The sequence below is a fragment of the Gracilibacillus sp. HCP3S3_G5_2 genome, from assembly GCF_052063305.1.
In the GTDB taxonomy this organism is placed as follows: domain Bacteria; phylum Bacillota; class Bacilli; order Bacillales; family Amphibacillaceae; genus Gracilibacillus.
The window spans coordinates 1-25,291 of sequence record NZ_JBQHXU010000006.1 but is presented as its reverse complement, the minus strand read 5'-3'; the positions used below and the strand labels follow the sequence as shown (position 1 = coordinate 25,291).

24 protein-coding genes and 1 CRISPR repeat array (1 of these 25 cut by a window edge) are annotated in these 25,291 nt (G+C 37.8%); of the genes, 19 read left to right on the top strand and 5 right to left on the bottom strand.

Annotation, left to right across the window (positions count from 1 at the left end):
- A CRISPR array of direct repeats spans positions 1–988; the repeat unit is 36 nt; unit sequence GTTTTAGTACTCTGTGTTTTTAGGTAGTAATGAGAC; it reaches 1,032 nt to the left of the window's first position.
- Positions 989–1,383: 395 nt separating this feature from the next.
- Positions 1,384–2,055, top strand: coding sequence for an NAD(P)H-dependent oxidoreductase (locus tag ACTNEP_RS10260; protein WP_441161852.1), 672 nt, complete (start codon positions 1,384–1,386; stop codon positions 2,053–2,055).
- Positions 2,056–2,093: 38 nt separating this feature from the next.
- On the opposite strand, the gene ACTNEP_RS10255 is transcribed toward ACTNEP_RS10260, so the two are convergent.
- Positions 2,094–3,284, bottom strand: coding sequence for a M14 family metallopeptidase (locus ACTNEP_RS10255; protein ID WP_441161851.1), 1,191 nt, complete (start codon positions 3,282–3,284; stop codon positions 2,094–2,096).
- A gap of 113 nt (positions 3,285–3,397) precedes the next feature.
- Positions 3,398–4,159, bottom strand: a complete 762-nt coding sequence (locus tag ACTNEP_RS10250) for an SDR family oxidoreductase (RefSeq protein ID WP_441161850.1) — start codon at positions 4,157–4,159, stop codon at positions 3,398–3,400.
- A 200-nt stretch (positions 4,160–4,359) separates the two neighbouring features.
- On the opposite strand from ACTNEP_RS10250, the gene ACTNEP_RS10245 reads away from it, so the two are divergent.
- Positions 4,360–4,932 (top strand): TetR/AcrR family transcriptional regulator, encoded by a 573-nt coding sequence (locus ACTNEP_RS10245; protein WP_441161849.1) that lies wholly within the window; start codon positions 4,360–4,362, stop codon positions 4,930–4,932.
- A gap of 21 nt (positions 4,933–4,953) precedes the next feature.
- On the opposite strand, the gene ACTNEP_RS10240 is transcribed toward ACTNEP_RS10245, so the two are convergent.
- Together ACTNEP_RS10240 and ACTNEP_RS10235 are read right to left on the bottom strand one after the other, a co-directional pair.
- Complete coding sequence (locus ACTNEP_RS10240; protein ID WP_441161848.1) at positions 4,954–5,241, bottom strand: DUF3817 domain-containing protein; 288 nt, start codon at positions 5,239–5,241, stop codon at positions 4,954–4,956.
- Positions 5,242–5,289: 48 nt separating this feature from the next.
- Positions 5,290–5,892, bottom strand: coding sequence for a TetR/AcrR family transcriptional regulator (locus ACTNEP_RS10235; RefSeq protein WP_441161847.1), 603 nt, complete (start codon positions 5,890–5,892; stop codon positions 5,290–5,292).
- Positions 5,893–6,420: 528 nt separating this feature from the next.
- On the opposite strand from ACTNEP_RS10235, the gene ACTNEP_RS10230 reads away from it, so the two are divergent.
- From ACTNEP_RS10230 to zupT, 17 genes are all read left to right on the top strand, one after another.
- Positions 6,421–7,581 (top strand): Gfo/Idh/MocA family protein, encoded by a 1,161-nt coding sequence (locus ACTNEP_RS10230; RefSeq protein ID WP_441161846.1) that lies wholly within the window; start codon positions 6,421–6,423, stop codon positions 7,579–7,581.
- A 14-nt stretch (positions 7,582–7,595) separates the two neighbouring features.
- The gene (locus ACTNEP_RS10225) at positions 7,596–8,615 is read left to right on the top strand and encodes a Gfo/Idh/MocA family protein (protein ID WP_441161845.1); all 1,020 of its coding nucleotides are present in this window, start codon (positions 7,596–7,598) and stop codon (positions 8,613–8,615) included.
- Between the two features lie 75 nt (positions 8,616–8,690).
- The gene (locus ACTNEP_RS10220; protein WP_441161844.1) at positions 8,691–9,767 is read left to right on the top strand and encodes a Gfo/Idh/MocA family protein; all 1,077 of its coding nucleotides are present in this window, start codon (positions 8,691–8,693) and stop codon (positions 9,765–9,767) included.
- 202 nt (positions 9,768–9,969) lie between these two features.
- Positions 9,970–10,893, top strand: coding sequence for an AEC family transporter (locus ACTNEP_RS10215; RefSeq protein ID WP_441161843.1), 924 nt, complete (start codon positions 9,970–9,972; stop codon positions 10,891–10,893).
- A 95-nt stretch (positions 10,894–10,988) separates the two neighbouring features.
- Positions 10,989–12,257 (top strand): lactate racemase domain-containing protein, encoded by a 1,269-nt coding sequence (locus tag ACTNEP_RS10210; protein WP_441161842.1) that lies wholly within the window; start codon positions 10,989–10,991, stop codon positions 12,255–12,257.
- A 22-nt stretch (positions 12,258–12,279) separates the two neighbouring features.
- Positions 12,280–13,050, top strand: a complete 771-nt coding sequence (locus ACTNEP_RS10205) for a glucose 1-dehydrogenase (RefSeq protein ID WP_441161841.1) — start codon at positions 12,280–12,282, stop codon at positions 13,048–13,050.
- Positions 13,051–13,143: 93 nt separating this feature from the next.
- The gene (larE, locus tag ACTNEP_RS10200) at positions 13,144–13,944 is read left to right on the top strand and encodes an ATP-dependent sacrificial sulfur transferase LarE (protein ID WP_441161840.1); all 801 of its coding nucleotides are present in this window, start codon (positions 13,144–13,146) and stop codon (positions 13,942–13,944) included.
- 62 nt (positions 13,945–14,006) lie between these two features.
- Complete coding sequence (locus ACTNEP_RS10195) at positions 14,007–15,470, top strand: gluconokinase (RefSeq protein ID WP_441161839.1); 1,464 nt, start codon at positions 14,007–14,009, stop codon at positions 15,468–15,470.
- Between the two features lie 231 nt (positions 15,471–15,701).
- Positions 15,702–16,445, top strand: coding sequence for a nickel pincer cofactor biosynthesis protein LarB (gene larB, locus ACTNEP_RS10190; protein ID WP_441161838.1), 744 nt, complete (start codon positions 15,702–15,704; stop codon positions 16,443–16,445).
- Between the two features lie 190 nt (positions 16,446–16,635).
- The gene (locus ACTNEP_RS10185; protein ID WP_441162119.1) at positions 16,636–18,210 is read left to right on the top strand and encodes an ABC transporter substrate-binding protein; all 1,575 of its coding nucleotides are present in this window, start codon (positions 16,636–16,638) and stop codon (positions 18,208–18,210) included.
- 22 nt (positions 18,211–18,232) lie between these two features.
- Positions 18,233–19,213, top strand: coding sequence for an ABC transporter permease (locus tag ACTNEP_RS10180; protein WP_441161837.1), 981 nt, complete (start codon positions 18,233–18,235; stop codon positions 19,211–19,213).
- Positions 19,210–20,016: an ABC transporter permease gene (locus ACTNEP_RS10175; protein WP_441161836.1), complete on the top strand. Its 807-nt coding sequence runs from the start codon at positions 19,210–19,212 to the stop codon at positions 20,014–20,016. Before ACTNEP_RS10180 ends, ACTNEP_RS10175 begins: the two co-directional genes overlap by 4 nt.
- Entirely contained in the window at positions 19,994–20,740 is a 747-nt protein-coding gene (locus tag ACTNEP_RS10170) for an ATP-binding cassette domain-containing protein (protein WP_441161835.1), read from the top strand. Before ACTNEP_RS10175 ends, ACTNEP_RS10170 begins: the two co-directional genes overlap by 23 nt.
- 74 nt (positions 20,741–20,814) lie before the next feature.
- Positions 20,815–21,417 (top strand): ABC transporter ATP-binding protein, encoded by a 603-nt coding sequence (locus ACTNEP_RS10165; RefSeq protein ID WP_441161834.1) that lies wholly within the window; start codon positions 20,815–20,817, stop codon positions 21,415–21,417.
- Between the two features lie 38 nt (positions 21,418–21,455).
- On the top strand, positions 21,456–21,938 hold the full coding sequence (locus tag ACTNEP_RS10160; protein ID WP_441161833.1) for a PH domain-containing protein: 483 nt from the start codon (positions 21,456–21,458) through the stop codon (positions 21,936–21,938).
- Positions 21,931–23,388, top strand: a complete 1,458-nt coding sequence (locus ACTNEP_RS10155) for a PH domain-containing protein (RefSeq protein ID WP_441161832.1) — start codon at positions 21,931–21,933, stop codon at positions 23,386–23,388. The genes ACTNEP_RS10160 and ACTNEP_RS10155 overlap by 8 nt, the downstream gene beginning before the upstream one ends.
- 498 nt (positions 23,389–23,886) lie before the next feature.
- Positions 23,887–24,693, top strand: coding sequence for a zinc transporter ZupT (gene zupT, locus ACTNEP_RS10150; RefSeq protein WP_441161830.1), 807 nt, complete (start codon positions 23,887–23,889; stop codon positions 24,691–24,693).
- Positions 24,694–24,727: 34 nt separating this feature from the next.
- On the opposite strand, the gene ACTNEP_RS10145 is transcribed toward zupT, so the two are convergent.
- Positions 24,728–24,862: a lmo0937 family membrane protein gene (locus ACTNEP_RS10145; RefSeq protein ID WP_441161829.1), complete on the bottom strand. Its 135-nt coding sequence runs from the start codon at positions 24,860–24,862 to the stop codon at positions 24,728–24,730.
- Between the last annotated feature and the right edge of the window lie 429 nt (positions 24,863–25,291).

Genomic DNA, 25,291 nt, shown 5'->3' with positions numbered 1-25,291 from the left:
AGAAGGTAAATGGCATGGTGGCGGAGGTTTTAGTACTCTGTGTTTTTAGGTAGTAATGAGACGAAATATTAGATTTGTCCGCGACTACAGGTGTTTTAGTACTCTGTGTTTTTAGGTAGTAATGAGACAGGGCAACTGTTATTAAAGGGTTTAACGACGTTTTAGTACTCTGTGTTTTTAGGTAGTAATGAGACATAGTGTTAATCGAAGCAGGTATCTGGTTGTTTTAGTACTCTGTGTTTTTAGGTAGTAATGAGACACTTTCTTGATGTCGCTTTTAGCTCACCATGTTTTAGTACTCTGTGTTTTTAGGTAGTAATGAGACACTTTGCAAATGTTGCTGGAATGTCATCCAGTTTTAGTACTCTGTGTTTTTAGGTAGTAATGAGACTCCACAACTTCTATCCGCGTTTCGTCGAGTGTTTTAGTACTCTGTGTTTTTAGGTAGTAATGAGACCGCGCACCAATGTTGCATAGCACGCACGAAGTTTTAGTACTCTGTGTTTTTAGGTAGTAATGAGACCACCGTTAAGTGATGCATTAACCGTATCTAGTTTTAGTACTCTGTGTTTTTAGGTAGTAATGAGACATGTTTTGTGCGTTTCCATGACTTCATCTAGTTTTAGTACTCTGTGTTTTTAGGTAGTAATGAGACAGACCTTAAAGGGGAAAAATTAAAATATGTGAGTGTTTTAGTACTCTGTGTTTTTAGGTAGTAATGAGACCAAGCGCTAGGGAAACACGGGAGTATCTTGTTTTAGTACTCTGTGTTTTTAGGTAGTAATGAGACATATTGGTGGTTGTGGATGCTTCGTAAGTTGTTTTAGTACTCTGTGTTTTTAGGTAGTAATGAGACAAACCGCTGAATATCTATCTTTATCCATTTGTTTTAGTACTCTGTGTTTTTAGGTAGTAATGAGACCGTCTACACCACGTGCAAAGCCAGTTCCAGGTTTTAGTACTCTGTGTTTTTAGGTAATAATGAAACAACTACTTATGATGATTTGGAAGCTCGTTCTTTTTAGTACTCTGTTATCCTAGATAGGGTTTAGAGAAAAGAACACTCGCAATGAATAAAATAATTCAACCATATTTTGAGATTAAAAGCACTGGAACACAACCAACAAACGAGATATATCCAAAATGAATAGTTGTAATAAAAAGCGAAATAAATTGCTCGTGCAAAGTATGAGCTCTTACAAAGATAAAAAAATATGGAAATAAAAAGATCCGCGATAACTTTCATCGTGAGGCTTTTCATAATAACATCACTTTTTTGATTCTTTCAATTTGCTCTACGTTTAACAATAACATGCAAAATATTATGTACTTATACACTTGATTCGTATAATAGGGGAGAAGTATTTGGAGGTGACAGACACAATGGATAAAAATAAAATCAAAAAGGACATAATCGAAGCAATGCATTTTCGCCATGCAACAAAGAAGTTTGATCCGGCAAAAGAAATTAGTGAAGAGGATTTTCGCTTTATACTAGAAGCAGGACACTTATCCCCAAGTTCATTTGGCATTGAGCCATGGAGATTTTTAGTTGTTCAAAGTCCGGAGTTACGTGAAAAAATTAAAAATACGTCATGGGGAGCAAGAGGAAAGATAATGGATACCAGTCATTTCGTTATATTCTTGGCTAGAACAGCAAAGGATACGAAATATAATGCTGAATATCTGCTTGATCATTACAAGAATGTACATCAATACCCTGATGAAGCATTACAAGGATTATTACCGATGATTGAAAACTTCCAAAAGGAAGATTTTGATCTATTGGCAGATGACCGCCGTATGTTAGATTGGGCATCTAAGCAAACGTATATTGCCTTAGCAAACATGATGACAGCTGCTGCACAAATAGGAATCGATTCCTGTCCTATCGAAGGCTTTCCATTGAAGGAAATGAACGAATTATTACGTGAAGAAGGGCTTTTAGAAGATGACAGTTTTTCAATTTCTGTGATGGCAGCATTCGGTTATCGTATAGAGGATCCTCGAGAGAAAAGCAGACGTCCCTTTGACGATATTGTAAAATTTGTATAATGAAGTCAAGAAGCCGTGTTGAGTAAACACGGCTTTTCTTACATATATAAAGTGGCTAACATAATTCCTAATGTCTCCTGATAAATCTCATCGCATTGACTAATAGGAAGAGGATTGACCCCTGACCCTAATTCAACGGTGTAACCAGGTTGACGAAATTCCTGGATAAACCAATCCTTGTATCCGGCAAAACTGTCCACATATTGTATCGGCTCATATCCGCTAACACGACTAAACTCCCGAACAATCGTTTCCGATTCTGGAGGTTCTAATCCTTGAAATCCCCAAAAGATTACTTCTCCTTGTGTATGAAAAGCGTTGACGATTTCAAATGACCTTTCTCGGGCTAAGTCTGCCATAGCAATTGCTTCAGGTTCAGATAAAGGAGTATATCCTGGGAAATCTCTTGGCGCAGGCGAGTCAGGTTTCCTAGCAGCTTCTACTTCCCATAATGCTGGATATTGATTATTAAGATCCACCCCATTAATATTTGCCTTCCAACCTGAGAAATCGATATTTCCATTATTGAGGGACAGTACAAAATCTTGTTGTGTTCCTGCTGCTTCTGCACCGTTAATCACAAGGTTAACTCCATCTGGATTAACCATCGGTACAAGTGAAAGTGTGTTATTTTCAAAGTAAGTTAGCATTTCCAGTCCGCGTATTGGTGCATTATTAGTCAATGCTAAAGCATATTCATTAAGAAATAAGATAATAACTGGGGTAGTAATCCATTCTTGCGCGTGAAAAGATCCATTTATATGCTTTTGTCTTACACCAGTACCTATTTGCAACTCCACAATATCTTTATCTAATACGGAATGACCGATCGTTTGCTGCAGAATAAATGGATAAAGCTCTATAAGCTGTTGGATGTCTGACATCATTTTCTCATAGGTGTAGTTATTTACGTCGCTAATGATTGGGGACGTAACACGGCGAGGAACAGTAATTGTTTGCCCAATTTGCAGCTGGTTTGGTTGGATTCCTGGATTTACCCGAATTAAAAGCTCTAATGAGATTTGATGAGCTTGCGCAATCGACCAAAAAGTATCGTTTATATTTACCGTATAAGGTGTGGATTGATAACCAGGAATGTTAACTTCTTGTCCTATCATTAGTTGATTAGGGTTAAGTTGACGGTTAGAAGCTATGATTATAGGAAGTGGAACACCGAATAATTGACTATAATTCCAAAATGTATCGCCTTGTCTGACAGAAATTTTCATCTACTTGCCCTCCGTTCTTAGCTGCTATTTCATTATATGAGGAAAAGTAGTGATTATGATTAACAGTAAATCGCCATTTCCTGAAAAGGTGGAAATGGCGATAAATCAAAGTATTAGAAGGCGGAAGTCCAACCACCATCAGCGGTTATAGTTGTGCCGTTTACGAATTTGGATTCTTCAGAAGCTAAAAATAATGCGATATTAGCTATATCTTCTGAAGTTCCAATGTTTGGAATGAGACTTTGCGCTAATTTTGTTCGTTCCATTCCAAATTCACTGATATTTTTCATCGATCCTTGGATGTTCGTTTGCACTGCTCCTGGTGCTATCGCGTTACAGCGGATTCCTTTTTGGGCATACATATGCGCTGTATTTTTTGTTAAACCAATGACAGCATGCTTGGAAGCTGTATATGTTGCACCAGCATGAGCTCCATTTAAGCCGCCTGAAGACGCTGTATTAATGATATTCCCTTTTCCTTTCTCCAGAAAAACCGGAATCGCTTTACGCATTGCACGCATAACCCCTTTTGTATTTACGTCAAAGATTAAATCCCAGCGGTCATCGTCCACTTCCCCAACAGGTTCAAAGCCGTCCATAATCCCAGCATTGTTCACCAGAATATCTAATGTACCAAACTCGTTGACAGCAGTATCGATCATGCGATCAATATCATCTGCATTGGCAATATTTACTTCAACAGCTTTTGCTTTTCCTCCAGAATTTGTGAGTTCTTCGGCAAGATTTTTTATACCATCTGCATTTAAATCTGCTAGTACAACGGCTGCACCTTCACCTGCGAATTGTTGGGCAATGGCTTTTCCCATTCCGGATGCAGCCCCTGTAATCACCGCTACTTTATCTTTTAACTTCATCATCATTCCTCCTTGGATTTATGATTGTAACGCTTACTTTTAAATAAACAAATGTTTGTTAATCAACATCTGTCTACAGTATAATATGAAACATAATGCGAATACAATCATCAATCGAATGGTTATTGTTCATTTAAGTACAACTGGAAGCAATTTGTATATTTTCTGTATATTAATAAACAAAAAAAGGAGAATTGTTAATGAATGAATACAGTGATAGAAGGGTACGTAAATCAAAACAGTCTTTAAAGGATGCATTGATGTCATTATTAAAGAAGAAAACACTTCAGCAAATTACGGTTACAGAGATTGTTCAGGTGGCGAATTTGAACAGAGGTACTTTCTATAAGCATTACCAATATAAAGAAGAATTATTAGAAGAAATGGTAGATGACATAATCAAAGATTTAATCAATTCCTATCGAGAACCTTATAAAAAAGGGGAGCATATATCAGTTGATAATTTAAGTGTTTCTGCCATAAAAATCTTTGATCATGTGCAAAGTCACAAGGATTTTTATACCATTATAGTGAAATCGAATGCGCTTGTCGGATTACAAAATCGAATTTGCAGGCAATTAAAAGATCTAATGGCCGAGGTTGTTGAAGAGTCTCTGCAACTAAAAGAGATTGAGTGGAATTTACTGGCAAGCTATCAAGCGTATGCGATTTGGGGATTAATTATTGAATGGATTAATCAGGAGTTTAAATATAGTGCTGCCTATATGTCTAATCAGCTACTTTCGATCTTACAGTTAACAAGATATAGCTAGAGTAAGAGTATCCTCTTCACTTTAGCTATATTTTGCTTGTAGCCGTTTATCTAAGACGAAATTCCCAAATGGTATAAAAGCAACTGCAACAGCGCTAAAAAACCAGCGAAGGGACCAGCGTACTTTATAAGTAGTGTACAAGGTAAATAGTATGTAGATAATAAATAATATACCATGGATAGCTCCGACAACAGTGACTACTTCAGGAAGGCCGGCCCAATATTTTAACGGCATTGCCAAGAAGAGTAAGAGTACAAGTGAGGTACCTTCGATAATACCTACTATCCGGAAATGTTCTATCGCTTTCATTGTCTGTACAATCCTCCTTCTCGGCTTTTAGCTATTATAGGAATGACTTTATTGTAACACACCATGTTTAATGAATTGTAGTTGGGCTTGATAATTATGAATAGCATCATCCAATGGAAGATCTTTTGAGAAAGCTTCAATAATATTCCGAATGGTAACGGCAGAAATCATTTTTAATAATTGATATAATTCCTCTTCATTAGTAACTTTCAAAGAAGAGAAATCTAACTGGCTTTGGACTTGATGAAAATGCTCAAGCTGTTGTGTACTAGCAAAAATACTGGATAATTCCTCTTCGATTCTGTAGTCCATATTTAGTAAAGCATGACGGAAAAACGATAAACGTTCCTGTTCAACGACAATTAGACGATAAAATTCCATACAGGTATTAAAAAGATCCCCTTCATTACTCTGAAGAATATAAATGAATTTTTCCATAGCCAAGCTTGTTTGCTGTTTGAAAATGTAAAAATAAGCATCCTCTTTATCTGTAAAATATTGATAAAAGCTGCCTCGAGGAATTTCTGCATATTCTATTATATTAGCAATAGACGCTTTAGCTAAGGGGGCATTTGAAAATTCCCGATAAAGAGAGTCTAATAATTTTTGTTTCTTTTCCTTTGGCAAATTAAAAAATGTTTCGTTTGGCACTTTTGTTACTCCTTTTATTTTATATTGAGGAATTTGTACTAAAAACAAGTATACAAGTATGTATGTTGTAAATAAGGTAATGTTTCGTAAAGAAAACCCTTTCAGACATTACGGAATTGCCATGAAAAGGAAGATGAATGAAAAACAAACTCTGTTCACTTGGTTTGGCGGTTTGTTAGTAGGAGAAATGACATTTATTATATTATCGGCTAAACAATAAAGATTATTAGCGAAAAATAAAAATATTGATGGATCGATGACAAAAAGAGTAGCGTGATGTAAGAATTGCTTCTACGCGAGAGCGTTTAGTTATCGATGTCAAAAATTGCAGTCTTCCGATTGCACATACTCCGACTTCAGTACAATCTGAGTCAAATTCCATACAAAATAGAACAATCTTAGCTATTTTATTATTTGACCACTTACCATACAATAAAATTGCCCTTTGTCTCTGTATCACCAATTGTCAAAGTAGAAGGATGTCAAAAAATGACGATTTCTTGGATTATATAAAAGGAGTGAAGTGCAATGTCAAAAGTAAGACTAGGAATTATCGGTTTAGGGCAGCAAGGTGGGGCATACGCAAATATGATTAATGAAGGTCAAATAAGCAATATGGAACTTGGTGCAATATGTGATATTGATCCAGAGAAGAGAAAGCGAGCTGATCAGGAATATCCAAGTGTACCATTTTATCAAGATTATATTAAAATGTTAAATAGTGGGGATGTTGATGCGATTGTAACATGTGTCCCACATTACTTACATCCGGAAATGGGGATAGAAGCACTTGAACGGAATGTTCATGCACTACTAGAAAAACCAGCTGGTGTATACACCAAGCAAGTAAGAGAAATCAATGAATTTGCTAAAACTAAACCAGATCTAACCTATGCGATTATGTTTAATCAGCGGACAAATCCACTTTATCAAAAGGTAAAAGAGATCGTAAATAATCAAGAAATCGGTCGTATTAGAAGAACAAATTGGATTATTACAACGTGGTGGCGTCCACAAGGTTATTATGATGCAGGCTCATGGCGTGCAACATGGGATGGAGAGGGTGGAGGTGTTTTAGTAAACCAGGCACCACATCAAATTGATTTATTACAATGGATCTGCGGTATGCCGGAAAAACTCTATACAAAAGCACAATACGGCTATCAACGTGATATCCCGGTAGAGGATGATGTCACAACGATTTTGGATTACGGTCATGGAGCAACTGGTGTATTTATTACTTGTACTCATGATGTAATGGGAACCGACCGCTTGGAAATTCACGGTGATCGAGGAAAAATTATTGTGGATAACAGTAAAAAAGTAACGGTTAAACGGTTGAATAAATCAGAAAAGGAAATGAGCGACACAATGTCGATGCAAGAAGTAGCACAATTATTGCAAGGAGAAGGTCCAGAAGCAATCTATCAAGAGGAAGTATTGGAGTTTGATAGTGTGTGGGGCGGTCAACATGCTGCTGTATTAGAAAACTTTGCTGCCAACATTCTAGATGGAACGCCTTTAATTGCTCCGGGAAGTGACGGAATTAATGGAGTGGAACTCGCAAATGCGATGCACTTATCAAGTTGGTTAAATAAAGAAATATCCTTGCCAATTGATGAAAATCAATATGTGGAAGAGTTAAACAAACGAAGAGAACAAGAAAATGGATCGAACATTCATTCATAAAAGGTTGTGATCGTGTGTTGCGAGTCGGAATCATCGGTCTTGGTGATATTTCCAAGATTCATTTGTCAGCAATCAATGAAAGTCCACATGCGGTATTAACTGCAGTTTGTGATATTAATTCATCTCTGCAAGTGAATGTGCCTGGTCTACCTTTTTACACAGATTATCAGGTGATGTTAAAGGAAGAGGTACTTGATTGTGTCCATATTTGCTTACCACATTACTTGCATTATCCAGCAACAAAATCAGCTGTTGAGAATGGTGTGCATGTGCTGTTAGAAAAGCCGCTTGCCCATAATTTAACAGATAGTCGTGCCATTGTAGAATTGGAAGAAAAACATCCCGAAATAAAAATTGGTATCAGTCTACAAAATCGTCTTAATGAAACTGTAGAAGAATTAGCATCTATTGTGTCTAGTGGTATATATGGCGAAGTGAAAGGTTTAAAAGGAATCGTTACATGGCACCGTCCTCAATCGTATTACGAGACAAAACCTTGGCGTTGCTCAATGAAAACTGCTGGTGGCGGTGTAATGATTAATCAATCGATTCATACACTAGACCTGTTACAATGGTTTGGTGGCAAAATTGATCGTATTCGCGGTTCGATTGACCAATTATTAGACTATGGATATGATATCGAGGATACAGCAACTGCTCATATTACATTTCAAAATGGTGCAACCGGCCTTTTTTTTGCTACTAATTCCAATGCCGAGAATTCAGCGGTTGAATTTCAGCTTATCATGGAAAAAGCAACACTAACAATAAAAGACAGTATATTAACTATGACCAATGAGAATGGGCAGAATGTTAAATTGAAAGAAGACCGGAAATTGTCAGGTTCAAAGTTTTATTATGGAGCAAGTCATGTCAAATTAATTGACCAATTTTATCAAACAATTATCCAGAACGGTCATGAGTATATTCATGCTCATGATGCTCAAATTTCTATGGAAATGGTTCATTTAATAAGAGAATCGTCGGAAGCAAAACGAACGATGAAAATGGAACTTTACAATGATCAACTCTGAGGGTATTATTAGAAAAATTAATTGAAAACACTTACAATGGTTAGTAGATTACTAGATGTAAGGAGTGTTAGGAAAATGAGTAAAGCAGATGGTATGAATTATGCACCAAAGGGTAAACCGAATCCCGTTGTGAAAGATGGAGAGTTTGTCTTTGCAGCAGCCGGATTGGATCACGGACATATCTTTGGTCAATGTAATGGATTGGTGGAAGCGGGCGCTACTTTAAAGTGGGTCTATGATCCTGACCAGCAAAAGGTCGATCATTTTCTGGAAAAATTTCCACAGGCTAAGCAAGCAGAGTCATTAGATCAACTATTAGATGATCAGGAAGTGAAGCTTGTAGCAGCAGCAGCTGTTCCATCTGAGAGAAGTGCATTAGGCAATCGAGTAATGCAAGCGGGGAAAGATTACTTCACAGACAAAACACCATTCACAACGCTCGAACAATTAGAAGAAACGAAGAAGGTAGTGGAAGAAACGGGACGAAAATATATGGTTTATTACAGTGAACGCCTCCACGTTGAGAGTGCCGTTTTTGCAGGAGAGCTCATTGAGCAAGGTGCAATAGGTAAAGTTATTCAAGTTACAGGATTTGGTCCTCATCGACTAAATGCACCTAGTCGGCCGGATTGGTTTTTTCAAAAAGAAAAGTATGGTGGAATATTGTGCGATATAGGTAGCCACCAAATAGAGCAATTTTTATTTTATACTGGTTGTGAAGACGCAGAAGTACTCCACAGTAAAGTCGGTAATTACCATAATCCGGAATACCCTGAACTGGAGGATTATGGTGATGCGACATTGGTTGGCAACAATGGTGCTACGCAATTTTTCCGGGTTGATTGGTTTACACCAGATGGTTTAAGTACCTGGGGAGATGGACGGATGTTTATTGTTGGTACGGAAGGGACAATTGAGATCCGTAAATATGTTGACATAGCAACTGATAAAGGTGGAAATCAGCTTTATCTTGTCAATCAGGAAGGCGAAAAACATTTTGACCTGAATGGAAAAGTAGGTTTCCCATTCTTTGGTGAATTGATTAAAGATTGTATCCATCGGACCGAAAATGCCATGACACAAAAACATGCATTCAAAGCAGCAGAACTATGTTTGAAGGCACAAGAACAAGCAATAAATGTCACGGAATAACCAAGAGAACTGGGGCTGTTACATAAGTTTTTATTAATGACTTATGGACAGCTTTTTTCTTTGGTCATGAAGTAACCATTGTTTGCATGGAATTAGTTTTTTCTCGTACTATTCTTTGGAAGGAATGAAAAACTATATTCCATTTTTTATGCTTATGTGATAAAATCGGAATAACAACGTTGTTATAAAAGGGAGTGAGCATTTGACAGAGTTTTTCGTCATCTTTAAAGATGTAATTCTCCCTATTTTTATTTTGTTGGCAATTGGGTTTTATTTACATCTTAAATTCACATTAGATATATCGACATTGGCGAAATTAAATATTTATTTTGTCGTGCCAGGTTTTATTTTTACAAGATTATATGAAGCAACTTTTAGTATTCAGCTCTTTGCTCATGTGTTAGGCTTTTTCTTATTATTAGTATTTTTACTCTATTTAACAACACAACTAATTGCCAAGTTAATGAAGATAAAAGGTGGCAAAAGAACGACATTCACTAATAGTGTGATGTTTTTTAATTCAGGCAATTACGGTGTACCAGTAAATGATTTAGTTTTTCGTGGTGATCCATTTGCCATGTCAATTCAAGTTATTGTATTAACTCTACAGAATATCTTTCTTTTTTCTTACGGAATTTTTTCTCTAAGAGCAGCTAAAGATGGAAAGTGGAAGGCAGCTTTAGGTTATTTTAAAATGCCAGTCTTATACGCCATGCTCGCTGGAGTTGTGTTGAATGCATGGAATATCTCGATTCCCGAACCAATTTGGGTGTCAGCGAATTACATAGCTGATGCTATGATAGCACTCGCTTTAATTACCTTAGGTGCACAGGTTGCTCGAATGAAGTTCAGAAGAGGGTTATCTACGGTTTATGCAAGCATTACCGTACGCTTGATTGGTGGCCCGCTTGTTGCATTTCTTATTATTAGTCTTTTTCAACTTGAAGGTATGATGGCGCAAGCGTTATTGATTGCTTCAGCAATGCCTACCTCGGTTAACAGTGCTGTTATTGCAGAAGAATATAAAAGCCATCCCGATTTAGCAGCACAAACAGTATTGTTTTCTACTGTAGCAAGCATGCTCACTGTCACGTGCACTGTCTATGTTGCACAGTTGTTGTTTTAGACTACTAGCAATTGGTATTTATAAAATTGGTCGTCTGTATTTTGTAAGTAATCATAGTAAGCGTTATCACCTTGAATGAAGGAGGAGTGAACCGGATGGGAATTTTACATGAATTGGTTCAGGATATTCCAATTCCCAAAATGATGAAAGTAAAACAATCCTTTGATAGTCAACAAATCGATGACTTGGGGCCTGTATTGAATCAACAATTAAACCAAAAAGGCTTAGCTAACGAGATTAAACCGGGCATGGAAATAGCAGTTGCCGTAGGAAGTAGAGGACTCGATCGTCTTGTGGAGACAACGAAAGTAACGATAGATTTCCTTAAAAAACATGGCGCCAAGCCTTTTATCGTACCATGTATGGGCAGCCATGGTGGTGCAACAGGTCCTGGACAAAAAGCTGTACTCGAGCATCTAGGTGTGAAAGAAGAGGCAGTAGGAGCGCAAATCCGTTCCTCAATGGAAGTTATTAAAATCGATGAGTTAGAGAATGGATTACCTATTTATATTGATAAAATAGCTTCAGAAGCAGATGGAATTGTTGTCATTAACCGTGTAAAACCACATACTGCCTTCCGTGGTCCTGTTGAAAGCGGTATTATGAAAATGATTAGCATCGGTTTGGGAAAGCAAAAAGGAGCGGAAGCTTGTCATCAATTAGGATTCAAACATATGGCTGAGCATGTCCCGGCTATGGCAAAAATTATCATGGACAAAATGCCGATCCTTTTTGCTGTGGCAACAGTAGAAAATGCATTTGATAAAGTTGCAAAATTAGAGGTTCTTTTACCAAATGAAATAGAAGAACGTGAGCCAGAGCTGCAAAAGCTTGCCAAGAAATCATTACCAAAGCTATATTTTGACCAGATAGATGTACTCATTATCGATGAAATTGGTAAAAACATTAGTGGGGATGGAATGGACCCGAATATTACCGGACGTTATCCTACGCCATATGCATATGGTGGACCAGAGGTAACTAAAATGGTCGTCTTAGATTTAACCAAGGAAACAGAAGGAAATGCCAATGGTGTAGGAACAGCTGATTTCACCACACAAAAGCTAGTAGATAAAATGGATCGGGAAGCAACCTATGCCAATGGATTAACCTCGACAGTAGTTGGCCCTACACATATTTCAACAGCTATGCCAAATGATAAAACAGCTATTCAAGCTGCCATTAAAACTTGCAATATTTTAGATTTTACGAAAGCAAGAGTTGTTCGGATCAAAAACACATTGGAAATTGGTGAGATAGCAGTTTCGGAAAATATGTTAGAAGATGTGGAAAAACATAATAGTCTGGAGAAATTATCTGGTCTATATGATCTCGAATTCGATCAGGAAGGGAATCTAAAATGAAACAGAGAGAGGAAGTATATTAATGAGTAAACTATTCGATTTAACAGGTAAAGTAGCTGTTGCGCTTGGAGGAAATAGTACACTAGGTGGGGCGATGGCCAAAGGCTTGGCCGAACATGGAGCGAAAGTTGCTATTGTGGGACGTAACCTTGAGACTGCTGAAGAGACTGCGAAAGAAATCAACTATGCTGGAGGTGAAGCAAAAGCTTTTCAAGCTGATGTAAGTGATTTATCCACCGTGAAAAATGTCGCTAATGAGATTGAGGACTGGTCAGGTGGATGGGATATTCTCTTAAACGCACCAGGCATGAATAGTACGACACCATACTTAGAGCTTTCTACCGAAGAATGGGATAAAATTATGGATGTTAACCTTAAAGGAATTGTATTTGCTACTCAAATTTTCGCAAAAAAAATGGTGGAACAGCAGCGCGGCGGAAGTATTATTAATATTTCTTCTGTTTCATCTACTACACCACTTTCTAAAGTTTTTACGTATTCCGCATCAAAAGCTGCGATTAATAGTGTGACGCAATACTTAGCACGTGAATTTGCTCCACACAATATTCGTGTAAACGCAATTATTCCGGGGTTCTTCCCGGCAGAGCAAAATCGCAAAATCCTTAGTGAAGACCGAGTTCATTCGATTATGAATCATACACCATTGAAACGTTTTGGAGAACCAGAGGAATTACAAGGTGCAACAGTTTATCTAGCATCTGATAAAGCAAGCGGTTTTGTTACTGGTGAATTACTGCGAGTTGATGGTGGTTTTGGAAGTATGACGATATAAAGCTAAAGTGTAAGACTTCCCTCAATAGAGTTTAATTTACGAGTAGCACCGTCATAAAAGATGTGAAAAACCGCAAAGGGAGAGAGATAGAACATGATCGAACAAAAACATCAAAAGCTAGTGTCTATTCTCCAGGAAATGCAGAAAGTGGTCGTCGCTTTTTCCGGTGGTGTGGACAGTACCTTTTTGTTAAAAGTAGCGGTAGATACATTAGGGGTTGATAATGTACTGGCAGTTACTGCTGATTCCGAAACCTATCCGACAAGTGAATTAGAAGAAGCGAAACGTCTAGCTGCGCATATAGGTGCTAGACATAAGGTAATTGAAACAAGTGAGTTAGCGATTCCTGGTTATACGGAAAACGATAAAAACCGTTGTTATTTCTGTAAACACAGTTTATTCAACCAGCTTGTACCGATTATGAAGGAGAAAGGTTTCCGGAACGTGATCTATGGTGTAATCGCAGATGATATGAGCGAGTATCGTCCTGGCATGAAGGCTGCTAAAGAAAAAGGAGTACGCGGACCATTACAAGAAGCTGATTTATACAAGGAAGAAATTCGTGGATTGTCAAAACAAATGGGTTTGCCAACATGGGATAAACCATCCTTTGCATGTTTATCGTCAAGGATTGCTTATGGGGAAACAATAACAAAAGCAAAGCTGACCAAAGTAGAAAAATCAGAAGCCTTTTTAAAAACGATTGGTCTTCGACAAGTAAGAGTTCGTACGCACGGAGACATTGCAAGAATTGAAGTAGAACCGTACGAGATGCAAAAGTTATTAGCAAACCATCAGCGCGTAACAGAAAAACTACAAAGCTACGGCTATAAGTTTGTTACAATGGACTTAGTAGGGTACAAAAGCGGTAGTATGAACCGTGCTTTATCATAAAAATGGTGGAAGCTTTGGGTCTTGTCCAAAGCTTTCTTCTATTCTGGGTGAAGGAGGACATTATGGAGGAAGTAGTAATTGGTCTAGATATTGGAACCACAAGTGTGAAGGCAGTTGCATTTGATTTGAAGGGAAACGTAAAAGCTGAGGCAGAACAATTGATTGATACTTATTATCCTGCACTATCCTTTGTGGAACAAAAGCCTGATGATATTGAAGCGAGTACGAGAAACGTTTTAACCGATATTTTCATTCAAACTAAACAGCAGAATGTTTTGTCTGTCGGTATTTCATGTGCCATGCATTCACTAATTTGTGTCGATCGAAAGGGAAAGCCGTTATCTGACATGTCGATCTGGTCAGATGGTAGAAGTAGTGATTTCGTCACTAACTTAGACCCTGTTGTGAAAAAAAGTATCTATAGTAAAACAGGGACACCGATTCATCCTATGTCACCATTATTAAAATTAATGTGGATGAAAGAAAATAATTATGAGCCATATCTAAACGCAGCTTATTTTATGTCGATGAAGGAATTTTTGATATTTAACTGGTTTGATAAACGAGTGATTGATTATTCGATGGCATCGGCTACCGGTTTAATGAATGTAAAAACATTAGACTGGGAAGAGGAAGCGTTAGAGCTTGCAGGAGTTGAACGTGCTCAATTATCCAAAATTGTTGGACCAACAGAAATCGTTAAAGGATTGAATCAAGAGATTGCCGCCGAATTAGGCTGGCCAGAAGGTACACCATTAGTTATTGGGGCTGCAGATGGTCAATTAGCCAACCTTGGTAATGGTGCGATTAAGCCAGGGGAAGTAGCAGTGACGGTCGGTACCAGTGGTGCCATCCGCCAATTGATTTCCGGTCAACATGTTAATGACAATGGGGAAACATTTAGTTATGCCTTTACCGCAAATACCTCTATCATTGGAGGGCCGACAAACAATGGTGGAATTGCTTTGCAATGGTTAAAGGATGTAATTGAATTTGAAGGCAGTCACGAACAATTTTTAGCAGGAGCTGAGGACGTGGAAGTCGGAGCCGATGGTTTACTGTTTCTACCATTTGTAAATGGTGAACGCGCTCCAGTTTGGAATCAAAACGCTCGTGGTAATTTTTATGGATTACGTGTAACACACCGTCGTCCCCATTTAGTTCGTGCTGTATTAGAAGGAATTGTCTTTAATTTGTATCAAATCGGCCAATCATTAGAAGAGATTGCTGGTCCACCAACTACCATTTCCGTTAATGGTGGGTTATCAAAATCCCCACTATGGGTGCAAATCTTAGCAGATGTGTTTGGTCAGGAAATTCAAATAGCAGATACACATCATGGAGCAGCGTGGGGGGCAAGCTGGACCTCACTTGTTGCAATCGGTAAAGTACAATCGTTTGAACAAATAAAAGAAAATATTCCGATTGATCAAGTTATTACCCCAAATAGAGAGAATCATGAAAAATATAAAAAAATCTTTGAAAAATATCAACAATTGGCAAAGGATATTGAGAGGTATTTTTAAGGTGAATTAGGAGCAGATGGAGAGTCATTCTAGTCTCATTATTAAAGCTGCATGATACAATGAAATGATCAATTTCATTTGATTTACAAGCTTATCACGTTGCTATGCGTCTGTAAGATTCCCCGGATCATAGTCTCACTTTATTAATGATCAGGCTATTTTTGATATAATTAAATCAGCAGATGGTAGCGTGCGTCATGAATACGAACAAGAATGTTGGATGTGATAATAATGTTAGAGAATATTTTGAAACAGGTAGCAAATGGTCAATTATCTCCAGATGAGGCAAAAGAAAAGCTTGCTACGTTTGAGAATCTTGGCTTTGCAAAAGTAGATCATCATCGTAAAAGAAGACAAGGGTTTCCGGAAGTTATTTTTGGAGAAGGCAAAGAAATATCACATATTATTGATATTTCCCTTGCGATAAAAGCGAAAAAGGAAAACATATTAGTAACAAGGGTTAGCGATTCGAAGGCAGAAAAGCTTGTCGAACAATTACCGGATTTTCGCTATGATCAAACAAGCAGAACTTTGTTTATGCAAAACTGTTTAGAACAAAATCAGTATAAAGGTTATATTGCTGTGGTAAGTGCAGGCACTTCTGATTTACCGGTAGCAGAAGAAGCTGCTAAAACAGCTGAAGCATACGGTGTGGAAGTTAGAAGGTTTTACGATGTAGGTGTAGCTGGCATTCATCGTTTATTGGCGCATATTGATGAAATAAGAGAAGCAACCGTATCGGTAGTTGTTGCAGGAATGGAAGGGGCATTACCAAGTGTTGTAGGAGGGCTAGTCTCTCATCCAATCATTGCTGTACCGACAAGTGTTGGTTACGGTGCTAACTTTCAAGGAGTGTCTGCTTTATTAACGATGCTTAATTCCTGTTCCTCAGGCATTAGTGTAGTTAATATTGATAATGGTTTCGGTGGTGCATATAATGCCGTCATGATCCATCGAATAGCGAATCAACTATAATATAGAAAAAGTAGTAGATTAATAAGGTTGAAACTCGTTTCTATAAGCCTATAGAGCGAGTTTTACTATTTTCACGGATTGGTTTTTTTACATGTTTCCAATTTCTTACTACTGCTATCGGAAGCGCGTGTTATAATAGATACTATTATTTTATTCAAAAAAGGAGTAATTACTAGTGAAGAACTTCATTATGATGGTGTTTGTGATACTACTGGTTCTCTTGACAGGTTGTAATGATAAACCAACACCTGAAACAAATGCCGATTCAGGCAAAATTAATCAATTAACATTGGCAATTGGGGGAGAGCCAGAGCAAGGCTTTGATCCCACAACTGGTTGGGGGAGATATGGGTCACCACTATTTCAAAGTACCTTACTGAAACAAGATGATAAAATGGAAATTACCTATGATCTTGCAACTGATTATGGTGTATCAGCAGATGGTTTGACATGGAATGTAGCATTACGAGAGGACGTGCAATTTTCTGATGGAGAACCTTTAACAGCCGATGATGTCATATTTACCTATGAAGCTGCTAAACTATCTCAATCTATTGTCGATTTGGCTAATCTTAAATCTATTGAAAAAGAAGGTGACTACCAAGTAATCTTTCATCTTTCTGAGCCTCAATCGACTTTTATACATACGTTACAGCGATTAGGAATTGTTCCGGAACATGCATATGATGAAAACTATGCAGAGAACCCGGTCGGTTCTGGTCCCTATCAATTAGTAGAGTGGCGAAAAGGTGAGCAGTTAATTGTGGAAAGAAACCCTAGCTACTATGGTAAGGAACCGGAATTTGAGCAGCTTACCTTCTTATTTTCTGGAGAAGATCAAGCAATTGCGGCAGCAAAAGCAGGACAAGTAGATGTTTTATCTGTCCCGATTACAATGGCGGATCAGGAAATCGATGGAATGAAGCAGATCTCCTTGCAAAGTGTTGATAATAGAGGAGTAATGCTTCCTTACCCTGAACCGGTAATGAATGAAGAGGGTGAGCAAGTTGGTAATGCCATCACCTCTGATCCAGCTATCCGCGAAGCAATGAACTATGCAGTTGACCGACAGGCGATAGTTGATGGTGTATTGAATGGTGAAGGAACAGTTGCTTATTCCAGTGTAGATGGTTTGCCATGGGAAAATCCCGAAACATCGATTGTAGATGCTGATCAAGAGCATGCAGAACAAATCTTAATAGAGGCAGGATGGATGCGAGGGGAAGATGGTATTTTTGAAAAAGATGGACAAAAGGCAAGTATGACATTGTATTATCCATCAGGTGATCAAATGAGACAATCATTATCTTTAGTGTTCGCAGATATGATGAATCAGTTTGGTATGGAAGTCTCTACTGAAGGAGCAAGCTGGAGTGAAATAGAACGTGAAATGCATGCTAACCCAGTAATGATGGGATGGGGGAGTCACGATCCAATCGAATTGTATTCCCTTTATCACTCATCCATGCAAGGTATTGATTATTATAATGCTAACTATTACCAGAATGATCAAGTTGATCAATACTTAGATAGAGCGATGAATGCTAATACTGAGGAAGAAGCATATGAAAATTGGCAATTGGCCCAATGGGACGGGGAAACAGGAATGAGTATACTTGGAGATGCACCATGGGTATGGCTGGTCAATCTCAATCATATTTACTATGTTAATGAAAACATTGATATTGGTAATCAAAAGGTACAACCACATGGTCATGGCTGGCCAATTACGGAGTTTATTAGTGAATGGCAAGTAGTCGATTAGGAAGGAAAGGAGACGAGCGCAAATGGCAGTTGCAATCATAAAGAAATTATTAAGGCTAGTAGTATTGCTGTTTACGGTAAGTCTCCTTACTTTTTTGCTGATAAGTATGTCTCCTGTTGATCCGGTTCAGGCATATATAGGTGCGGATATGCTCTTAATTAGCCCAGAACAAAGGAAGCTTATTGAAGCATATTGGGGATTGGATCAACCTCTTTTCCTCCAGTATATCCAATGGATGAAAAGCCTTCTGACAGGTGATTTCGGTACATCATTAATTCATCGTGCTCCAGTGATAGATGTCATAGCAGATCGGTTTTTCTCTTCTATTCTTTTGATTGCCCTTGCTTGGCTATTGTCTGGAGTGTTGGGATTAGTGTTAGGGTCTGTTGCAGCAATGAAAAAAGCAACATGGATTGATCGTTTAATTAAAGGCTATTGTTATTTATTACTTTCAACCCCTGGGTTTTGGCTAGGATTATTACTCTTGATGGTATTTTCGGTCTGGCTAGGTATTTTTCCGACAGGTTTGAGTGCGCCAATAGGTATGACAGCATCCGATGTAAGCTTGGCAGATCGCATTTATCATGCGGTTTTACCCGCTGTAACTCTTAGTATTATTGGTGTTGCCAATGTTTGTTTACATACAAGAGAGAAGCTGCTAGATGTGCTGCAAACACCTTATATATTACAAGCAAGAGCAAATGGTTATACCGGAATTCGTCTATTTATGAGACATGGTCTCCGTAATATGCTGTTACCAGCAATTTCCGTACATTTTGCTTCATTTGGGGAATTATTTGGTGGTGCTATTATTGCAGAACAAGTATTCAATTATCCCGGATTAGGGCAATCGGTAGTAGATGCAGGTCTGCAGGGGGATATTCCGCTTTTTCTAGCTATTGTATTGATTAGTGCGGTGTTTGTATTTATCGGTAATTGGTTTGCTGATATCTTATATCTCGTATTAGACCCACGATTACGAAAAAGGGGGAATACTTCATGAAAAAAAACATGATGATTCCACTTTTGATGTTTTTAACGTTTTATATCCTATCGTTTGTGGTTAACGATACAATCAGCCTAGACTTAACGGATAAAAATCAAGCACCAAGTATGGCCCATTTGTTTGGAACTGATTGGCTTGGGCGTGATATGCTACTGCGAACCATTAAAGGAATACAAATCAGTGTTACCCTCGGTATATTAACAGCACTGCTTTCAACGTGCTTAGGGCTTATTCTTAGTCTACTTGCAATGGTTAACCAATACTTTGATAAAATGATAGTCTGGTTAATCGATTTATTTTTGAGCTTACCACATCTTGTGACATTAATCTTAATTTCCTTTGTGTTAGGCGGTGGATTCAAAGGAGTGGTAATCGGCCTAATGCTAACTCACTGGCCGGCGATCACGAGGGTATTACGTGCGGAACTACTCCAATTACAAACGATGCCATATGTGCAAATATCGAAACAACTGGGAAAAGGATTCTGGTGGCGGGCAAGACATCATTTTCTCCCCCATCTTTTTCCTCAGTTAATGATAGGCTTTACGTTAATTTTTCCGCATGCCATTTTACATGAGGCATCGATCACTTTCTTAGGATTTGGTCTATCTGCAGAGCAACCAGCGATCGGGATTATTTTATCAGAATCGATGCAATACTTATCGTCTGGTTTGTGGTGGCTTGCCTTTTTTCCTGGTTTGACACTTTTATTAATGGTTATTTTATTTCAACGATTTGCGAATGCATTCCAACATCATTTAGAAAGGGATCGTTCTTATGAACACTATATTAACAGTTAAGGGATTATCTGTTTATCATCAGCAATCAGAACATTACTTATTAGAAGATATTGATTTTAGGTTATCAGAAGGTCAAGTGCTAGCACTTGTAGGTGCAAGTGGTTCAGGTAAGAGTTTACTAGCACAAGCAATATTACAACTCTTGCCTGATAACCTTTGTCAAAAAGGAAAAGTATTATATGGTGACCGTCCTGTTATCGAAAAGGATCGAGGCAGAAATATCGTCTTAATACCACAGTCAATAGAAGCCTTGGATCCATTGATGAAAGTAGGGAAGCAAATAGAAGGATTGATGGAAACAGACAACACAAATCAGTCGATGCTTCATTTGTTAGCACGATTAGGACTAGAAACGGATATTGCAAGACGCTACCCGTTTCAATTATCTGGAGGACAAGCAAGAAGAATCTTAGCAATGATTGCGCTCGCAAGTTCTGCCAATTTGGTAATTGCGGATGAGCCTACTCCAGGGCTTGATCAGGAAGCCAAGCGTGACATGGTTTCTTTATTAAAAGAAGTGCAACAAGCAGGAAAGGCGATTCTTTTGATTACACATGATTTTGAGGCAGCACTTCAGCTTGCAGATCAAGTAGCGGTTTTAAACCATGGGAAGATAGTAGAGTTAACCGAAGTTCAAAATTTCTTTGGTGATGGAGAAGAATTGATACACCCTTTTACAAAAGCTCTATGGCAGTCTTTACCACAGAATTTATTTATCAAATAATGTGATATAGTCTAATTAGAAAGATCAAAGAACAAGCTGCCAAAAAAATCTATCTTAGCGGAGGAGCTTTGCGAATGTTAAAGATAGCAAACCTATCATATACTTTACCGAATCAAAAGCATTTATTTCGTCATATCTCTTTTACTCTTAATGAAGGAGAAATTGTCGGGTTAAGAGGTGCTAGTGGGGTAGGAAAGACTACTTTTGCCAAAGTAATAACAGGTTATTTGCCAGCACACTCTGGGGAAATCAATTGGATACCCGAAAAAAACAAGCCCAACCCTGTTCAATTAATATGGCAGCATCCTGAACAATCGGTCAACCCAAAATGGAGATTACAGAAAGTATTAGAGGAGGCAGGAGAGATCGATAACGAGTTGCTGGATGACTTGAAGATACCTTTTGAATGGTTACTTCGTTATCCTTATCAGTTATCTGGTGGACAGCTACAAAGAATTTGCATTGCAAGATGTTTATTAACCAATCCTTCCTACATCATTGCAGATGAAATTACGACGATGTTAGATTCGGTTGCCCAGGCAGATATATGGAAGCTACTAACGAAATATGTCAAAAAAAATAAGGTCGGCCTAATGATTATAAGTCATGATCACCTATTATTAGCCAACCTTTGTGAGAAAGTGATAGATTTTTCAACAATTAGTGAAACCATCTGATTATTTTTTACGTAAAAACTATAAAGAGGAGTGGAAATATGAGAGAACAACCGAATGAAAGAATTGCTACCGACGCTATTAAAGCGTGGAAATTGTCGGCTCAACTTTTAGCAATTATTCCATTATTACTGACTATCGCGGCGTTCGTCGTAGCTTACTTTTTTGATTTCCTGCCGTATTGGGTGGGGATTATACTTGCGGTTTTGACCATTCTAGAAGTGGCGATTACCGTCTATTTAATACCTAAAATAAGGTGGAAAAGGTGGCGTTACCAAATTTATGATCAGGAAATATACATACAGCATGGTATTTTAATTGTGACAAGAACGGTTGTTCCAATGATAAGAGTTCAGCATGTTGATACGGAGCAAGGTCCGATTCTAAAACGATATGGTTTATCGACGTTACAGATTTCAACTGCTGCTACAAAGCATGAAATACCTGCTTTATTAGAAGAGGAAGCTGCTGATTTACGTGACCAAATATCTGAATTAGCGAGGGTGGAGCAAGATGATGTCTAAACCAAAGCGATTACACCCAGCTGGGATGGTATTGGATATCATGCAGGCGATCCGACACTCTGTATTTGGTTTTCTACCAATCGCACTGATTGCCATTGGAAATGGAGCATGGTTTTATGTAATTCTTGGAGCAACGATTTTAATCGCAGTTATTATTTTATTTAGTGTTTTATCTTGGTTCCGCTATACGTATCAATTAGAAGAAGATCAAATTCGGATTGAACAAGGTATTTTAATCAGAAAAAAACGGACAATTTCCAAACATAGGATTCAGTCGATTGACTTATCGCAAAATATCATCCATCGTATTTTTGGTTTGACGAAAGTTCAGATTGAAACAGCAGGTAGTGATCAAGAGATCGATGCTGCTTTATCAGCTGTGACGATGGCAGATGGTAAACTCCTTCACGACCAGCTGAAATATAAAAAACAAGTTGCTGAACTTGAGGAGAATGGGGAAGTAACAGAAGAACAGACAAAGGATTATCCACAGAAAAAAATTACGATTAAAGCATTACTTGCTGCTGGTTCCACGTCAGGAAGTTTTGGGATTATCTTAGGTTTGTTTGGTTTAGCATTTTCAGAGTTAGAAAGTTTTATTCCAGATCGTTTTTATAATCAAGCGACTGAATGGTTGTTTTCCCAAGCGATCCAAGTATTGATCATATTTGCAGTTATCATTTTTATATTATTGTGGCTGTTAGGTATTTTACAAACATTAGTCCAATATTGGAATTTTACGATTACCAGGTATGAAAAAGAATTGTTTATTACAAGAGGTTTATTAGAAAAGAAACAATCAACCATCCCTTTAAAAAGGATACAAGCAGTGGGTATTAAAGAAACAATTATTCGCCAGCCTTTAGGGCTTGCGTCCGTCTATGTGGAGATTGCCAGTGGAGAAGTTGGTCAGAATCAAGATATGCATACATTAATCTTTCCTTTAATGCGCAAAAAACATATCAAAAGTTTTTTGAGGGAATTATTACCAGAATATCGTTATCAGACAGATGGAATGGTGAAGCTACCGAATAAGGCAATTCCTTATTATATCTTTCGAGCAGCTTATATACCACTAATCGCCACTGTTATCGTGGCAGTAGAGTTTGCTGCATATACATGGATACCATTATTGATAATGTTACTTTCCTGTTTATACGGCTATTTTCAATACAAAACATCAGGATACATTATTCAGGATCAACAATTGCTAGTACAAAGTCGCGCTATAAGTAAAGATACGGCTATAGTGCCTCACAAGCGGTTGCAATCCTTGCAGAAGAAACAGCACATTTTACATCGAAAACAGGGATTGGCAACATTAGATACAGCCATCTTAAACAAATTTGTCGGTCGTCATTTTATTGTAAGAGAATTAAGAGTGGAGGATGTAGATCAAATAGCCGATTGGTATTCCTACAGAGATAAACACAATAGTGACATAGGATAATTAGTACTTCAGCTGTACTAATTATCCTTTTTTACTTGAGGAAAAATTTAATGATGGGTAGTAGGAATCAATGGTTTATCATACGCTTAATTACCATAATATATAATCATAATGTTGTGCTATAATACCAATATCAGATAACGAGTATAATATGCGGTGGTTGGTATTGATTAGAGAGAATTATGAACAGTAAGGGCAAGTGTTGGAGTCTTCCCTTACTTCCACTTATATACAAAAAAGTTGACGAGTATTTGCGTTAGGTGTATTATTTTTCCCATCGGAAACTTTTTGAATAGTTGGGCATATATATAATTGGAGTTCTTTCATCAAGGTGAACAAACGCCCGTAAGCAACCGCTTTATGACATACAAGAGGTTGTTGGTACATAACGGGCGCTAGCACCCTGATAAGTTTTTTAACCATCAGGGGTTGATTTGATAAGTCTTCACTGATGGAATTTTACTTTATTACAGGTTGCTTAGGAGAGGTGTACAGCTAATGGAATTAGAAGGAGTAGCACTGGCGTTTAGTTTAACCTTGTTTGCTGGGCTGGCAACAGGTGTTGGCAGTATATTAGCGTTTTTTACGTCCAACACAAATACGAAATTTTTATCCTGGGCATTAGGATTTTCAGCTGGAGTAATGATCTATGTTTCAATGGTGGAGATTTTTGTTAAAGCACAAGATTCTTTGGTTGGTGAATTAGGTGAAAAAACAGGCAATTGGATGACTGTAATTGGTTTTTTTGCTGGTATGATTTTAATAGCAATAATTGATAAATTTATTCCTACACAAGGGAACCCTCATGAACTGAAAAAAGTAGAAGAGATGAATAAAGGACCGAATGGTGATAGCAACTTACTAAAAATGGGGTCGTTCACCGCATTGGCAATTGCCATCCATAATTTTCCTGAAGGAATTGCAACTTTTACAGCGAGTTTACAGGACCCTGCTTTAGGAGTAGCCATTGCGGTTGCAATTGCCATTCACAACATTCCGGAGGGGATAGCAGTTTCAGTACCAATTTATTTTTCAACAGGAGATAAAAAGAAGGCTTTTAAATTATCTTTTTTATCAGGATTAGCAGAACCTGTTGGAGCGTTAGCTGCTTTTCTATTTTTAATGCCTTTTCTATCAGAAGTTGTATTTGGTATCATTTTTGCAGCAGTTGCTGGAATAATGGTATTTATCTCTTTAGATGAATTACTGCCAGCAGCAAAGAAATACGATGAAGCTCATACTTCCATATATGGACTTATTACTGGTATGGCAGTAATGGCGTTAAGCCTATTATTGTTCATATAAAAAAACGGGGGCATTCCCCGTTTTTTATCGTTGTCTAAAGCCTGATCATTTTTGCGATAAAAACGACAAGTGCAATGATAAGTAAAATGTGGATGAAGCCACCTGCTACTTCAAACAAAAAGCCAATAAGCCATGCTAGTAATAGAATACCGATAATCGTCCAAATCATGTAGTCCACTCCTTCTTTTGATTGTTACGTATGGAATTCCCGATAAAGACAAAATTAAACTTTTTCCGAAAAAATATTGCAAATTATGTAGTAGATTGCTATAATTATCAACGTGGTTTCGTTAAGAGATTGTTAAAACTTTTTAATATGTTTTTAATAAAAGGTTATGCGGGTGTAGTTTAGTGGTAAAACCTCAGCCACGAGCGAATCATCTTCCGAAACTACATCGAGTTGTTCCGAAGCATGAACATCACTGAGAAAGCTAGAAGATGCAGGAACATGTATTGCGTAGAGAAGTCTTAAAACTGTTATTGGTTAGTTATGCGGGTGTAGTTTAGTGGTAAAACCTCAGCCACGAGCGAATCATCTTCCGAAACTACATCGAGTTGTTCCGAAGCATGAACATCACTGAGAAAGCTAGAAGATGCA